The sequence below is a fragment of the Alistipes sp. An66 genome (assembly GCF_002161445.1).
In the GTDB taxonomy this organism is placed as follows: domain Bacteria; phylum Bacteroidota; class Bacteroidia; order Bacteroidales; family Rikenellaceae; genus Alistipes; species Alistipes cottocaccae.
Window position 1 is genome coordinate 25,714 of record NZ_NFHT01000022.1, and the last position, 14,276, is coordinate 39,989.

The 14,276-nt window shown below is 62.2% G+C and carries 8 protein-coding genes; 4 read left to right on the forward strand and 4 right to left on the reverse strand.

Going from position 1 to position 14,276, the window contains the following annotated elements; all coding sequences use genetic code 11:
• Positions 1-7 precede the first annotated feature (7 nt).
• Positions 8-1,528: a DUF4832 domain-containing protein gene (locus B5G16_RS11540; protein ID WP_143260885.1), complete on the reverse strand. Its 1,521-nt coding sequence runs from the start codon at positions 1,526-1,528 to the stop codon at positions 8-10.
• 44 nt (positions 1,529-1,572) lie between these two features.
• Positions 1,573-3,150: a DUF4832 domain-containing protein gene (locus B5G16_RS11545; RefSeq protein ID WP_239406095.1), complete on the reverse strand. Its 1,578-nt coding sequence runs from the start codon at positions 3,148-3,150 to the stop codon at positions 1,573-1,575.
• 165 nt (positions 3,151-3,315) lie between these two features.
• Here B5G16_RS11545 and B5G16_RS12625 point away from each other — a divergent pair, with 165 nt between their 5' ends.
• Both B5G16_RS12625 and B5G16_RS11550 read left to right on the forward strand, forming a co-directional pair.
• Entirely contained in the window at positions 3,316-5,154 is a 1,839-nt protein-coding gene (locus tag B5G16_RS12625; protein ID WP_143260886.1) for a two-component regulator propeller domain-containing protein, read from the forward strand.
• Positions 5,132-7,252 (forward strand): hybrid sensor histidine kinase/response regulator transcription factor, encoded by a 2,121-nt coding sequence (locus tag B5G16_RS11550; RefSeq protein ID WP_162612067.1) that lies wholly within the window; start codon positions 5,132-5,134, stop codon positions 7,250-7,252. Before B5G16_RS12625 ends, B5G16_RS11550 begins: the two co-directional genes overlap by 23 nt.
• Before the next feature lie 156 nt (positions 7,253-7,408).
• Here the strand turns inward: B5G16_RS11550 and B5G16_RS11555 are convergent, their stop codons facing one another.
• Positions 7,409-9,964, reverse strand: a complete 2,556-nt coding sequence (locus B5G16_RS11555) for a beta-glucosidase (protein WP_087264014.1) — start codon at positions 9,962-9,964, stop codon at positions 7,409-7,411.
• A 487-nt stretch (positions 9,965-10,451) separates the two neighbouring features.
• Positions 10,452-11,738, reverse strand: a complete 1,287-nt coding sequence (gene eno / locus B5G16_RS11560; RefSeq protein ID WP_087264016.1) for a phosphopyruvate hydratase — start codon at positions 11,736-11,738, stop codon at positions 10,452-10,454.
• Positions 11,739-12,002: 264 nt separating this feature from the next.
• Between eno and B5G16_RS11565 the strand changes: the two genes are divergently transcribed.
• Both B5G16_RS11565 and B5G16_RS11570 read left to right on the forward strand, forming a co-directional pair.
• Positions 12,003-13,199, forward strand: a complete 1,197-nt coding sequence (locus B5G16_RS11565) for a sodium:proton antiporter (protein WP_087264018.1) — start codon at positions 12,003-12,005, stop codon at positions 13,197-13,199.
• Between the two features lie 4 nt (positions 13,200-13,203).
• The gene (locus B5G16_RS11570) at positions 13,204-13,854 is read left to right on the forward strand and encodes a porin family protein (protein ID WP_143260887.1); all 651 of its coding nucleotides are present in this window, start codon (positions 13,204-13,206) and stop codon (positions 13,852-13,854) included.
• Positions 13,855-14,276: the final 422 nt, after the last annotated feature.

The window sequence follows — 14,276 nt, forward strand, 5'->3', positions numbered from 1 at the left end:
CGGCGGCTCACTCGACCTCCACCCGTCCGAGCCGGAGCCACTTGTCGGCCGTGAGCAGGGAGTCGTCGACGGCCATGTCGAGGCCGATGGTCTTCTCCTTGCGCGTGTCGACCAGCCCCACCGCCCACGTATAGGAGCCGCGCACGACCCCGTCGAGGTCGATCGACGTCTCATAAACCGCAGGACGGCCTTTCAACCACGTCGACAGGTCGGTATCGTAGTCGGTGAAGACATACGCGGGTTTCAGATCCTTGTCGAGCAGCGCGAACGCCACCTTGTAACACTGGTTCCACTGCGGCAGGTTCGTCGGGCAGTAGCCCCAGCCGATGTTGTTCCAGCAGCTCCGGACCCGCGTGCGGCCGTTGCTGCGGACCCGCTCCGGAACCCGGACCTCGCTCGGATAGAGCCGGTAGCCGCCCTCGGCCACGAAGCGCTTCACCAGATCGAACGCCTGCGAGAACCACGAGGTCACCTCGTCGTTGATGCGGAAATCCATCGTGTTGACGTGCGCCTCGCGCGAAGCCTCGAACTCCCCGCGCCGCACATCCTCGGAATGTCCCTGACGGTAGTTGCCGCTCGAATCGATCCAGTAGCGGTGGTGTGCGGCGGTGATCCAGCCCCCCTCCATGAGGATCGGAAGGCGGAAATTCCACTTGCGGGCGAACTCCTTCTCCCACGTCTGGTAGTAGTCCGTCATGCCGAACGCATCGTGGCGCAGGCAGTAGCCCTTGCCGATGGCCATATCGAGCAGCCGCTCGGTATCGGGCGAAACCTCGCCCCAGCTATCCCGATTCGAATCGGCCAGCACGCGATGGTAGTGGATGACCAGCGGCACGCGCGTAAAGGTCTCGGAATAGAGCGACGTGATCCAGTCGAACACGGCGACCTTGTTGGCCGGATCCTTGTAGATCATGGCATGCGACTCGCCCCACTTGCCCAGGCCGAAGGCGTCGATGAAATCCACCTTGTCCGGATCGTTGAAATCCTCGGCCAGCGCCCGGAGGAACTTGGCATATTTCTGCTGGAAGACGGGGTCGTCCGGATAGGGCGACTTGTGGCGTCCGTTCTCCGAGGTGTAGTATTCGGCGCCGGCGTCGATCACATAGATCGGGGTATTCTGGCCCTGGTCGCGGCCGTCGACGACGATACGCAGCGCGATGCGCATGTTGCGCTCGCGCAGCGAGCGGAACAGCCGCCAGATGCGCGACTGCGGGTCCCGCCAGGCATAATGACCCTCCTCGGGTTCGAGCGATGCCCAGCTCGTCCGCAGGTAGGCCGTCGAGGCGTAGTCCGAAACCCGAACCGTCGTACCCTCCGAAGTCTTCATCGCATCATAACCGGACTTCTCCCAGAAATCCGAATCCCAATTCCGGTTGAGGTACATCACCCAACCGTTCAACGGATTGCGGAGCACACGCACGGTATCGGCCTCGAAGCGGAATACCCGCGCCTGTTTCGCCTGCAAAGGCTGGCTCCACACCGCGAATGCAAATACAAGCAAGGCGATCAATCCCCGACTGTTTTTCATTTCGTTGTCAATATTTTGAATGATTTTGTCCTTGTCCGGAAGGGTCAGCGTACGCTCACCGCGGTCAGACGGGCCCAGCCCGCATCGGTCAGCCGGTCGGCCGGCAGCGCCATCCGAATCCCGACGGCGTTCTCCTTCGAGGTGTCGACGATGCCGACGGCCCACGTGTACTCCCCGGCAGGGATCTCCGGGAGCGTCAGTTTGAACTCGTAGGAGGTCGGCCGGCCGTTGATCCACGCCGAAGGATCGGAGTCCGTATCCACGAACAGCGCCTGCACGGCATCGGATTCGTCGAGCAGCGCAAAGGCCACCCGATATTTGTAGTCCCACTGCGGGATGTTGTTCGGGCAGTAGCCCCACCCGAGGTTCACCCACCGGTGCGAGATCGTGAGCCGGCTGCCCGCACTCATCTCGGAGGGAACCGACACCTGATCGGGATAGAGCCGGTAGCCGCCCTTCTGCACGAAGTCCTTGACGCGGCCGAAGCTCTTCCGGAACCAGACATCCACCTCGTTGTTGACCCGCAGGTCCATCATGTTCACATGCGCCTCGGCGCCGAGCAGGTACTCGCCCTCCCGGACATCCTCGGGGTGTCCCTCGCGATAGTCGCCCGACGGGTCGATCCAGTAGCGGTGCGTACCGTCGGTGATCCAGCCGCCTTCCAGAAGGATCGGACGCTTGAAGTTCCACGTCTTCGCAAAGCTCTTCTCCCAGTCCTTGTAGTATCCGGTCATGCCGAAGGCGTCGTGGCGCAGGCTGTACCCCTTGGCGATGGCACTTTCCAGCAGCGGCTGGGTATCGTCCGGAACGACGTCGACCCAGCTGTTCTGGTTCGGGTCTCCGACCAGACGGTGGTAGTTGATGAAGATGGGGACTTTCGTGAAGCAGCGCGCATACAGCGAGGTCATCCAGTCGAAGGCCGCCGCCTTGTTGGCATTGTCCTTATAGAGCACGGCGTGCGCCTCGCCCCACTTGCCGGGGCTGTATGCGTCGATGAAATCGACCTTGTCCGGGTCGTTGAAATCCTCGGCCAGGGCTTCGATGAAGCGGGTATATTTCTCCTGAAAGACGGGATCGTCCATGTAGGGGGTCTTGACGCCGTTCTCCTCGTAGCATGCGGCGCCGGCATCCACGACATACAGCGGCGTGTTCTGCCCCTGGTCGCGGCCGTCGAAGACGATGCGCAGGGCCAGTTTGAGGCCCCGGTCCAGACAGCTCTTCAACATCCGCGCGTAACGCGACTCCTCGTCCCGCCAGACATACTCGCCCTCGGCGGTTTCGAGCGTCGACCACCCCGTGCGCAGATAGGCCGTCGTGGCGTAGTCCGAGACCCGGACCGTCGTGCCGTCCGAGGTCGGCATCGCGTCGTAGCCCTCCGACGTCCAGAAATTCTCGTCCCAGCTGCGGCCGAGGTACATCACCCAACCGGAAAGCGGATTGCGGATCACCGACGTGCGGTCGGGAGCCAGCCGCACGGTCTCATTCGACCCTGCGGAACCCGGGCCCTCCGACCCGGAATCCTTCGAACATCCCGCAACGGTGGCCGTCAAAAACAATACGACGATCATCGCACAACGGCGACAATCGGCAAATCCTGCGAATTGGAGGTTTCGGTTCATCATGGTCAGGTAGGTAGTTTCTGCCGCAGATCGGCAGGACAAAGGTCCTTATTTTCCTATTTTCTTATTAGCACGGATCGGACAACATTTATTTCGAATCAGACAACCTGCGGGAAAGTGGCAAATTTGTTCTATATTTGTGGTAAATCGATACAATGTTTCGAAGACATGAGAGGAAAGATCATCTTCCAGACGATCGCCGCATCGTTGTTTCTGTTTCTGGCAGTCGGCCCGCACGGCACTGCAGCCCAAACCATAGGTCCTGATTTCCAACGACTCGGGAGCCGTTTCGAACCTGCATTCACCGTCATATCGGATCGCAGCGGATACATCTGGACCGGAACGACGCACGGCCTGACCCGATACGACTCGCACGGCGCAATCTCCTACCTCCACGACGAAAACGACACCTCGTCGCTCTGCCACAACACGGTCAACGCCCTGCTCTGCCTTGCGAAAACCGACGGCATGCTGGTCGGCACCAACCGCGGGCTGTGCCTCTACGACCCCGCCGTCGACCGGTTCCACCGCATCGAGGCCTGCGGCACACGGCACATCCGCACCCTGCTCGAACACAACGACTCCCTGTGGGTGGGCTCCTCCTCGGGGCTGATGCTCCTGACCGGCTACGAAAAGGGATTCGCCCACGCGAAGGCCGAAGAGGTCATCCGGGAACGGCACATCATGTGCTGCCGCGAGGTCGACGGAGACATCTATTTCGGCACGTACAACAAAATCTACCAGTGGCAACGGGAGCGCGGCATCCGCGAAATCCCCGTTCCGCTGCTCAACCGCTGGTACAGCAACCTCGTCTACGACATCATCCCCTCGGCAAAAATCCCCGGGACACTGCTCCTGGGAACCGAGTACGGGCTCGTACGCTTCGACCCCGCGACGGGCAGGACCGGCATGGAGCTCCACGACATCCCCGTGCGCTGCTTCATGCGCTCGAAAAACGGAGACCTCTGGACCGGGACCGACAAGGGCATCTACCTCTTCGGGAGCGACGGCCGGGAGCAGCACATCATCCACGAATCGGGCAACGCCGCCTCGATCTCCGACAACGTCGTCTCCCGGATCCACGAAGACCCGCGGGGCAACATCTGGGTGGCCACCGACCACGGCATCTGCATGACCATGCAGAGCAGTTTCTACACCTTCGTTCACCTGAAATCGATCACCGGAAGCGACGAGGGACTCGCCATCCGCACCATGTGCAAGGACCGCGAAGGGGCGCTCTGGCTCGGCGGAAAGAACGGACTGATCCGCGTCGGGGCCGATGCGACGACCTGGTTCAAGTCCGACGGCGGAAGCCCCGACCGGCGGGTCTCCCACAACAAGATCCGCAGCCTGCATGCCGACGAAATCGGCGTATGGATCGCCTCGGACGGCGGACTGGACCTCTATGAATACGCCTCGCGGCGCTTCCGCCGCTTCACGATCACCGAGCCGACCCGCCGCTACAACTCCTCGTGGATGTACGGCATCAGCGAGGACAACCGCGGACGGCTCTGGATCAGCACCTACGAGGGCGGCGTGTTCGTCGTCGACAAGCGCCGGCTGCTCGAAAACACGGCCCCGAGCTACACCGCCGACCTGCATTTCAGCACCGCGAATCCCGGCTTCCCGAGCAACATCACCTCGAAGATCGCCGTAAACGGCACGCTCTGCTTCGTAACCACCGATGAGGGCACGGTGACGATCGACACCGAAACGGGCGAGATCCGCCCCGTCAGGCTGCCCTGCGGCGTCCGTGCGCAGGCGCTCGACAGCTACGGCGACCGGGTCTTCCTCGGGACCAACACCGGACTCTATATCTGGCACGAGGATTCCATCCGCGAAATCCCCGGTCCGCGGCTCCCCGTATGGGTCGTTGCGGCCGACAAGGAGCGCGTATGGGCCGTCAGCGACGCCATCATGTCGGCATACGACATCCGTTCGGGGGGGGGGAATCGGACACCATCGGATCGGCAACAACCCGCTGTTGAGCTGTCTGATCGACGGTGAGAAGGTCTATGCCGGGACGACCGACGGCTATCACGTGATTTCGAGCGAGGACTTCTCCCAGAGCAACGAAACGCTCCGGACGCGCATCACGGGTCTGAACATCAGCAACCATCGGATCAGCGTCGGCGAGCGGGTCGGAAACGACGTCCTGCTGACCCGCAACATCGACATCACCGACCGGCTCGTGCTGCCGCACAACCGCAACTCGTTCACGCTGGAATTCTCCGATTTCGACTTCTCGCTCACCGAACACCGCTACGCCTACCGCCTGAAAGGACTCAACGACGACTGGCAGATCACCGAGAACGGCAGCAACCACGCCACCTTCATCAACCTCCCCACGGGCTCCTACCTCTTCGAGGTGGGGTCGATCCTCTCCGACGGCCGGATTCAGGAAGACCCGGCCACGTTGCAGATCGAGGTGCGCCCGCAATGGTATGCCGGACCGATTGCCTGGGTCGTCTATGCGCTGCTTTTCGTCGTGCTGCTCGCAGCCACCGTCTCCGCCGTCCGGGCCCGCCGGCAGCTCGCCCTCGAACAGGCCGAACGCGACAAGGCCTTGAAGATGGTCAAGATGAAGTCGGACTTCCTGGCGAACCTCGCCCACGAATTCAAAACGCCGTTGAGCATCATTCTGGGGCACGTCGGGAAACTCATCTCGGTCGAGGCCAACAGCCTCTACTGCCAGGAGCTGGTCTCCATGCAGCGCAATGCCGAAAAGATGCACCGGCTGATCGACAAGATGGTCACGGACAACGAAACGGACAACGGCGCACTGTTCATTCCGTCGGCGACGTCGATCGTCGAACTCACCCGCAAGGTCTACGACGAATTCGCCCCGGCGATGGCCGAAAAGGGGATCAATACGCGGTTCTACTGCGACAACATCCGCTACATCTTCATGCTCGACCGCGTGAAGATCGAATCGGTGTTGAGCAACCTGCTCTCGAACGCCATGAAGTTCACCCCGGCGGGCGGCAGCATCCTGGTCAGCGTCACCGTCGGACGGGAGACCGGCGACCTGATCTATGCCGACATCACCGTGGAGGATACCGGCGTCGGCATCCGTCCCGAGGAGCTGCCGCACATCTTCAACCAGTACTACCGCGCGGCGTCGAATCAGGACCGCAACAGCCACGGCTCCGGAATCGGGCTCTATCTGGTGAAAAGCATCGTCGAGATGCACAAGGGAACGGTCAGCGTCGACTCCACGCCGGGCAAGGGAAGCCGTTTCACCGTGCGGCTCTCGACCATGAAGGCCGACTCCTTCATCATGCAGGACGAGGACCGCGACGAAAATGTCTCGCTGTACAGCCTCTCGAAGGTGTGGAACCACGAACGGAAACCCATCATCCTCCTGGTCGAGGACAACCGCGACATCCGCGACTTCATCACCGCCTCGCTGGGCGACGACTACACGTTCGTCTGTGCCGAAAACGGAAAGCAGGGGCTCGAACTTCTGGCCGGAAACAAGATCGACCTGGTCATCACCGACATCATGATGCCCGTGATGGACGGCTTGCAGATGAGCCGCCGGATCCGCCGCTCGATGGCCACGGCCTTCCTGCCGATCATCATCCTCACGGGAAAGAACGGCCCGAACGTCGAGCTGGAATCCTACGAATTCGCCGATGCCTTCATCTCCAAGCCGTTCAGTCTGAAATACCTGAACAGCCGCATCATCCAGCTGCTGATCAAGCACGAGCAGTACCTCGAAAAGATCCGGCAGGAGCAGATGATGACCGCACAGGTCGAGGAGATCCGCAACCCCGACGAGGTATTCCTCCGGGAGATCACCGACCTGATCAACGCCCACATCGACGATCCGGACTTCTCGGCGGCGCGGCTCTGCGAGTTGAGCCGCTACTCGTCGAAGCAGATCTACCGGAAGATCAAACAGCTCAACGGCATGGGCGCCGTGGAGTTCATCCGGGAGGTCCGCCTGCGCAAGGCCGCGCTCTACCTGAAACAGAACAAGCTGACGGTCACCGAGGTGATGTACATGGTCGGGTTCACCACGCCCTCCTATTTCAGCAAGTGTTTCAAGGCCCGTTTCGGGGTCACGCCCTCGGAGTACGCCGCCTCGGAAGAGAAATAGCGGATAAGGGCAGCGCGGGGCGGGCGGAGGAACGACATGCCCGGCCGTTGCAGCGCGAATACGAGCATCCCCGGCGGTCCAAACCACCGGGGATGTCCGTGTGAAGCGAGTCTCCGGATCGGGAACTCCGTTGCGTCGCCACCGTTTTCCGCCGCGTCAGCGGAGCGTCACCGTGGCCCGGAGCGGTCGGTCGGCCGAATTTCCGCCGACGCTGATGACGAAATCCCCCGGTTCGACGACGAACTTCCCGGCCTCGACATCGTAGTAGCCGAACGCCTCATCCGTGAGTTCGAGCTCCACATGCACGCTCTTGCCGCGGGGAATCTCCACCTTCGCGTAGTGTTTCAACTCCTTCTCCGGACGGGGCACCGACGCCTCGCAGTCGGAGACATAGACCTGCGCTACCTCGCGTCCGTCGACCTTCCCGGTGTTGGCGACATCGAACGCCACCCGCACGCGGCTGCCGCCGAGCGGCTCGACCGTCAGGTTCGAATAGGAGAAGGTCGTATAGCTCAATCCGTAGCCGAACGGGTAGCGGGGCGCCACACCGTTGCGGTCGTAGCCGCGGTACCCGACAAAGACGCCCTCCGTATAGGTCACGCGCTTGTGCACGGCCTTGCTGCGGTCGTAATAGGAGTCGAAGACCGGATTGTCCTCCCACCGCTGTTCCATCGAGACGGGCAGTTTCCCGCTCGGGCACACCCGACCGGTCAGCACCTCGGCCACGGCGCGTCCGCCCTCCTGTCCGGGATACCACGCCATGAGAATCGCCGGCACACGGTCGCCCCAGCCCCGGAAATCGACCGCGCTCCCGGCATGCAGCACCATGACCGTGCGGGGATTCAGCCCGGTGAGGAGTTCCAGATCGGCGGTCTGCGAGCCGGGGAGTTCGAACGGACGGTCGAAGCCCTCGCCTTCGAGATCGGCGTTGAAACCGCCGCAATAGACGATCGCCGAAGCCCGACGGGCCGCATCACGCAGCACGTCGTCGCGACGGAGCCCGAGTTGCAGGCGGGCCCGGGCCTCACCGGCCGCCTCGAAGAACTCGAAGCGGAAATGGTAAAGCGAATCCTTCTCGACGGGGAGGAAAACGGTCCGCGACGAAAGCGCATGCCGTCCCCAGTCCCCGCCGATCTGCCGTCCGTTCACGAAGAGGCGGTAGCCGTCGTCCCCCGACAGCACGGCCCGCAGGAGACCCTGCTCCGGAGCCTTGTAGAAACCCTCCCAGGAGACCGAATAACCGTCATCGGGCATATCTTCGAACGGAGCGCCGTAGCCCCAGCTTCCCTCGACCGTCGGTTCGATGCGCGTGTGCAGCACGTCGCCCTCGGGTTTCAGCCCCAGGTAGTAGTCGGCCCGATAGCCGGACTCGCCGGCTCCGGTGCAGGCCGACAGCGAGTCGGGCCGCACCGCCGCGTCGATCGAGGCGTAGAGCCGCTCCTCGGAGAGCAGTTCCACGTTCTTCTCCCCGAGCGTCTGTTTCAGCCCCTCGTAGACCGATACGGTTCCGAAGGGGGTCACCGAACCGCTGCCGCCGCCGTGCGGCACCTCTTCGGCATTGGGCCCGAGGACCAGGATCCGGCCCTTCGCACCTTTGGTCCGGCCGTTCGTGCCGAGCGGCAGCAGATCCCCGTCGTTCTTCAACAGCACGATCCCTTCGCGGGCGATGTCGAGCGCCGTCTGCACCGAGGCGGGATCGTCCTCGCCGACTTTCGTCGGGCGGGACTGACGGTCGAGGAACCCGAAGGCCGAAAGGGTTTGCAGGATGTGGCAGACCTTCTCGTCCAGATCGCGTTCGTGGATCACGCCGCTTTCCAGCAGCGGGAGGATCCCCTCCTCGTTGAAGTACCACCCCTTGGGCATTTCGAGGTCGAGCCCCCCGCGGACGATCCCCGCCGTCGAGTAGGTCGAGGTCCAGTCCGACATCACGATCCCCTCGAAGCCCCATTGCCGGCGCAGCACGTCGACGTTGAGCCAGCGGTTTTCCGAGGCGTGCACGCCCCAGATGAGGTTATAGCTGTCCATGACGGAGCCTACGCCGGCCTGTTGCACGGCCTTGCGGAAGGCCGGGAAGTAGATCTCCTGCATCGTGCGCTCGTCGGCATCGGAGCTGGCGTTGTGGCGGCTCCACTCCTGGTTGTTCAGCGCAAAGTGCTTGATCGTCGCCATCACGCCGCGCTCCTGCAAGCCGAGGATATATCCCACGGCCGTCTCCGAGGTGAGGTAGGGATCCTCGCCGAAATATTCGAAATTACGGCCGCACAGCGGGCTCCGGCAGATGTTCACGCCGGGCCCCAGCAGGATGTCGACGCCGCGGGCCCGACAGTCGCGGGCCAGCGAACGTCCGAGTTCGAGGGCCAGGTCGCGGTTCCACGTCGCGGCGGTCATCATGCCGCACGGGTAGAGCGTGCTCCGCGTGTTGTTCCGCACGCCCTGCGGGCCGTCGGCCATGCGGATCTCGGGGATGCCCAGCCGCTCGACGGCACGGATGTAGAACGACCGCAGGCCCGAGATGTAGGCGATCTTCTCGGAGAGGGTCATCCGGGAGACCAGTTCGGCGGCGCGTTGGCGGTCCTGTTCGCGGATCTCGACTTTCCGGGGCGCGTTCGACGCCGTGTAGCCGGATTCCGCAGCGGTTTGCCCGGATACGGCCACCGACGTCAAGAGCAGCACCGACGTCGCAAGGGCAGGAAGGAAGTTACGGTTCTTCATAAACAAGGTATTGAATGGGTTTGCATTTTTGAACGGGATAAAGGTAGGCAATCCGTCGGCGCGGCGTTGTCATGAATCGGACAAACACTATCTCGATTCCGCCCAAGAGGCTCCGGAAGCGGTTTTGAGCCCGGGGAACGGATTTTTCCGGGCAGAGGGACGAGAAGGGCGGGGGTTCCGGAAGGAGAGCGGGAAAAAGTTCGGGAGGAGGCCGGAAGGAGGGCAGGGGAAAAGTTCGGGAGGAGACCGGCAGGCTGGAAGGAGGGCAGGGGAAATTCAGGGTCCGGCAACAAAAAATCGGGAAGACGTTTCCGTCCTCCCGATTTCCGTCGTTTGCAGGGCCGGGGTTCAAATTCTTCTCCCCTCCTCCCTCTTGCAGGGCCGGGGTTCAAATTCTTCTCCCCTCCTCCCTCTTGCAGGGCCGGGGTTCAAATTCTCGCCCTCCCCCTTGCAGGGCCGGGATCCTGAATCTCCCCCCCCCGCGGAATTACTTGCGGTAGATCTTCTTGTAGCCGTAGATCGCCTCGTCGCCGAGCTCCTCCTCGATGCGGAGCAGCTGGTTGTACTTGGCCATACGGTCCGAACGCGACATCGAACCGGTCTTGATCTGACCCGAGTTCGTAGCCACGGCGATGTCGGCGATCGTCGAGTCCTCGGTCTCGCCCGAGCGGTGCGACGTTACCGACGTATAGCCGGCGCGGTGAGCCATCTCGATGGCGTCGAGCGTCTCGGTCAGCGAACCGATCTGGTTTACCTTGATGAGGATCGAGTTGGCGCAGCCCATCTCGATACCCTTTTTCAGGAACTCGACGTTCGTGACGAAGAGATCGTCACCCACGAGTTGGCACTTGTCGCCGATCTCGGCCGTCAGCAGCTGCCAGCCTTCCCAGTCGTTCTCCGACATACCGTCCTCGATCGAGTCGATGGGGTATTTGGCAACCAGGCCTTTGAGGTACTCGACCTGCTCCTTCGAGGTACGCTTTGCGCCCTTCTCACCCTCGAAGATCGTGTAGTCGTAGATACCGTCCTTGTAGAACTCCGACGATGCGCAGTCCATACCGATCATCACGTCCTTGCCGGGAACATAGCCGGCCTTCTCGATGGCCTTGATGATCGATTCCAGGGCGTCCTCCGTACCGTTGAGTGCGGGAGCGAAACCGCCCTCGTCACCGACGGCCGTCGACAGGCCGCGCTCGTGGAGCACCTTTTTCAGGTTGTGGAACACCTCGGCGCCCATGCGCAGACCCTCTTTGAGCGACGGAGCGCCCACGGGACGGATCATGAACTCCTGGAAAGCGATCGGAGCGTCGGAGTGCGAGCCGCCGTTGATGATGTTCATCATCGGAACGGGCAGCGTCTTGGCGTTCGCACCGCCGATATAGCGGTAGAGCGGCATGCCGAAGTAGTCGGCGGCAGCACGTGCTACGGCCAGCGACACGCCCAGAATGGCGTTGGCGCCGAGCTTCGACTTCGTCGGCGTGCCGTCCAGAGCGATCATCGCCTTGTCGATGCCCACCTGATCGGCGACGTTCATGCCGATGATGGCCGGAGCGATCACCTCGTTGACGTTCTTGACAGCGTTGAGCACGCCCTTGCCCAGATAACGGCTCTTGTCGCCGTCACGAAGCTCCAAGGCTTCGTTCTCGCCCGTCGAGGCGCCGCTCGGAACGGCGGCACGTCCGAATGCACCCGATACGGTGCGAACTTCGACCTCTACGGTCGGATTGCCTCGCGAGTCGAGGATCTCTCTTGCGTGAATCTCTACAATCTGCATAGTTGTAATAATTTGAGTAATATGTACTTGAAAACCTAATTTCCCAACAGCACCGCAAAGGTACAAAATAATTGCGAATTGGCGTTTTAATATTGTTATTTTTTTCACGGTCCGGGCGGGTTTTTCACCCCGCATCCCCGGAAATCCCCTGCAAAGAGGGTTCCGAAAAACCCCGGAATCCCTCCGGCACACTATTTTTCGTTTGTATATCACGACCAATTATCCTATCTTTGGCCCCGAACCCGAAAAAAGAGCGTCGACACCATGCGGAAAGTCCTATCCTTCTCGCTTTTCCTGATGCTGGGCCTCGTGGCGTCCCAGCTGCTCCCCGGACTGCTGGGACCGGCCTACGCTCCGTTCAAGAGCGCCTCCGACACGCTCCTCTACATCTGTCTGGGATTCATCATGATCAACGTCGGCCGCGAGTTCGAGATCGACAAGAGCCGCTGGCGCTCCTACACGGCCGACTACTTCATCGCCATGGCCACGGCGGCGCTCCCCTGGCTGCTGATCGTCCTCTACTACGTCTTCGTGCTGCTGCCCGCGGACCTGTGGTCCAGCGCCGACACCTGGAAGGAAAACCTCCTGTTGAGCCGTTTCGCCGCCCCGACCTCGGCCGGCATCCTCTTCACGATGCTGGCGGCGCTGCACCTCCAACAAAGCTGGATCTACCGCAAGATCCAGGTGCTGGCGATCTTCGACGATCTGGACACCATCCTGCTGATGATCCCGCTGCAAATCCTGATGATCGGGCTCAAATGGCAGATGTTCGCCATTGTCGCCGTGGTCGTCGTGCTGCTCGCCGCAGGGTGGCGCTGGCAAGCCTCGTGGAACGTCCGGCAGGACTGGAAGCGCATCCTGGCACTCTCGGTTGCGGTCTGCGCCGTGACACAGGGCATCTACCTCGCCACGGCGCACTGGTACGGCCCCGAGAACAGCATCCACATCGAGGTGCTCCTCCCGGCCTTCGTCATCGGCATGCTGATGCGCCACCGCCACCTCGACACCCCGACCGAACGCCGCGTGGCCACCGGCATCTCGTTCCTCTTCATGCTGCTCGTCGGATTGAGCATGCCCCGCGTGACCGGGGCCGCCGGCGACGCCCTCACGGCCGCGGCCACCTCGGTGACAGGCGCACAGCCGATGATGCCGTGGGGCGTCGTGGCATTGCACGTCGTGGCCGTCTCGGTGCTCTCGAACGTCGGCAAACTCGTCCCGCTGCTCTTCTACCGCGACCGCCGCATGAGCGAGCGGCTGGCCCTCTCGGTGGGCATGTTCACCCGCGGAGAGGTCGGCGCCGGCGTGATCTTCATCGCCCTGGGCTACAACCTCGGCGGCCCGGCGCTCGTCATCTCGGTGCTGACGCTGGTGCTGAACCTGATCCTCACGGGCGGATTCGTCGTCTGGGTCCGCAGACTCGCCCTGCGAAGCTACGGACCCGCCGCCCGAACCGAAGCCTGAACCCATGAAAAGAGTGCTCCTGATACTTGCCGCCGTTCTGTCGGCCGTGACCGCCGGGGCCCAACGCCCCGAACGGTATGAGAAAAACCTGCTGGGAGTCCGCGCCGGGCTCGAACTCTCCTACATCCGGGCTGCGGGAGAGTACGTCTACGGAACCACCGCCCCGCGCATGGGATTCCGTCTCGGCGTCTCGGACCAAGTGCTGCTGTGGCACGCCCTGCCGCTCTACGTCGAGACGGGCGTCCACTTCGCCAGCCGCGGCGGCCGCCACGCCGGGATCTCGTTCCGCCCGATGTATTTTCAGGTTCCGTTGCTTGTGACCTGGCGGTTCCACCCCGGGAAGCGGCTCCGGATCCGCCCCTTCGCCGGCGTCTGCTACGGCGTCGGGATCGGCGGAATGGCCCGCACGGATGACGGTTGGAGCGAACTGTTCGGCAGCGACGGAATCCTCCGCCGCAGCGACCTCGGGTTCCGGGTCGGATGCGAGGTCTCCTACCGCCGGATCTGCCTCGCCTTCGGATTCGACGGCGGACTCCTCAACATCGTCCGCCCGGGATACGACCTCCGCCCGGAGGGGCAGCCGACGCTCTTTCCGTCCGGCATCTCCTCGCTGAAAAGCCGCAGCCTGACCCTCTCCGTGGGGTACGACTTCTGACCCGCCGCGCAGAGTTTCCGCATTTCCGGCCCGGAGAAGCCTCAACAGAGCCGTCCGACGGTCCGACGCCCGGAGAGATGTTGCAAATTCATGAATTCCGCCCACTTCCGTCGCACAATCCCGGCCGGAAATCTTGCACTTTGCAAAAGATTTCCTATCTTTGTTCTGCCTTTGCGTACTTTCAGCGCATTGATGAAAGTGTTTCGCTTTATCCGTGAGAGAGGTGGTGTCTGCATTCAAGAAAGGCGAGAGAAACATCAGGCCATTATTCCGGATCGAAGAGAAGCGCTTTCCGCCGTCTCCCCCGCCCCTGATGTTTCTCTCGCCTTTCTTGAATGCAGACACCACCTCTCTCACGGATAAAGCGAAACACTTTCATCAATGCGCTGAAAGTACGCAAAGGCAGAACAAAGATAGGAAAT

Bases quoted from the DNA above. Each gene is read 5' to 3' on its own strand.
- B5G16_RS11540 (WP_143260885.1), bottom strand. From the start codon at position 1,528: ATGAAAAACAGTCGGGGATTGATCGCCTTGCTTGTATTTGCATTCGCG.
- B5G16_RS11545 (WP_239406095.1), bottom strand. From the start codon at position 3,150: ATGATGAACCGAAACCTCCAATTCGCAGGATTTGCCGATTGTCGCCGT.
- B5G16_RS12625 (WP_143260886.1), top strand. From the start codon at position 3,316: ATGAGAGGAAAGATCATCTTCCAGACGATCGCCGCATCGTTGTTTCTG.
- B5G16_RS11555 (WP_087264014.1), bottom strand. From the start codon at position 9,964: ATGAAGAACCGTAACTTCCTTCCTGCCCTTGCGACGTCGGTGCTGCTC.
- eno (WP_087264016.1), bottom strand. From the start codon at position 11,738: ATGCAGATTGTAGAGATTCACGCAAGAGAGATCCTCGACTCGCGAGGC.
- B5G16_RS11565 (WP_087264018.1), top strand. From the start codon at position 12,003: ATGCGGAAAGTCCTATCCTTCTCGCTTTTCCTGATGCTGGGCCTCGTG.
- B5G16_RS11570 (WP_143260887.1), top strand. From the start codon at position 13,204: ATGAAAAGAGTGCTCCTGATACTTGCCGCCGTTCTGTCGGCCGTGACC.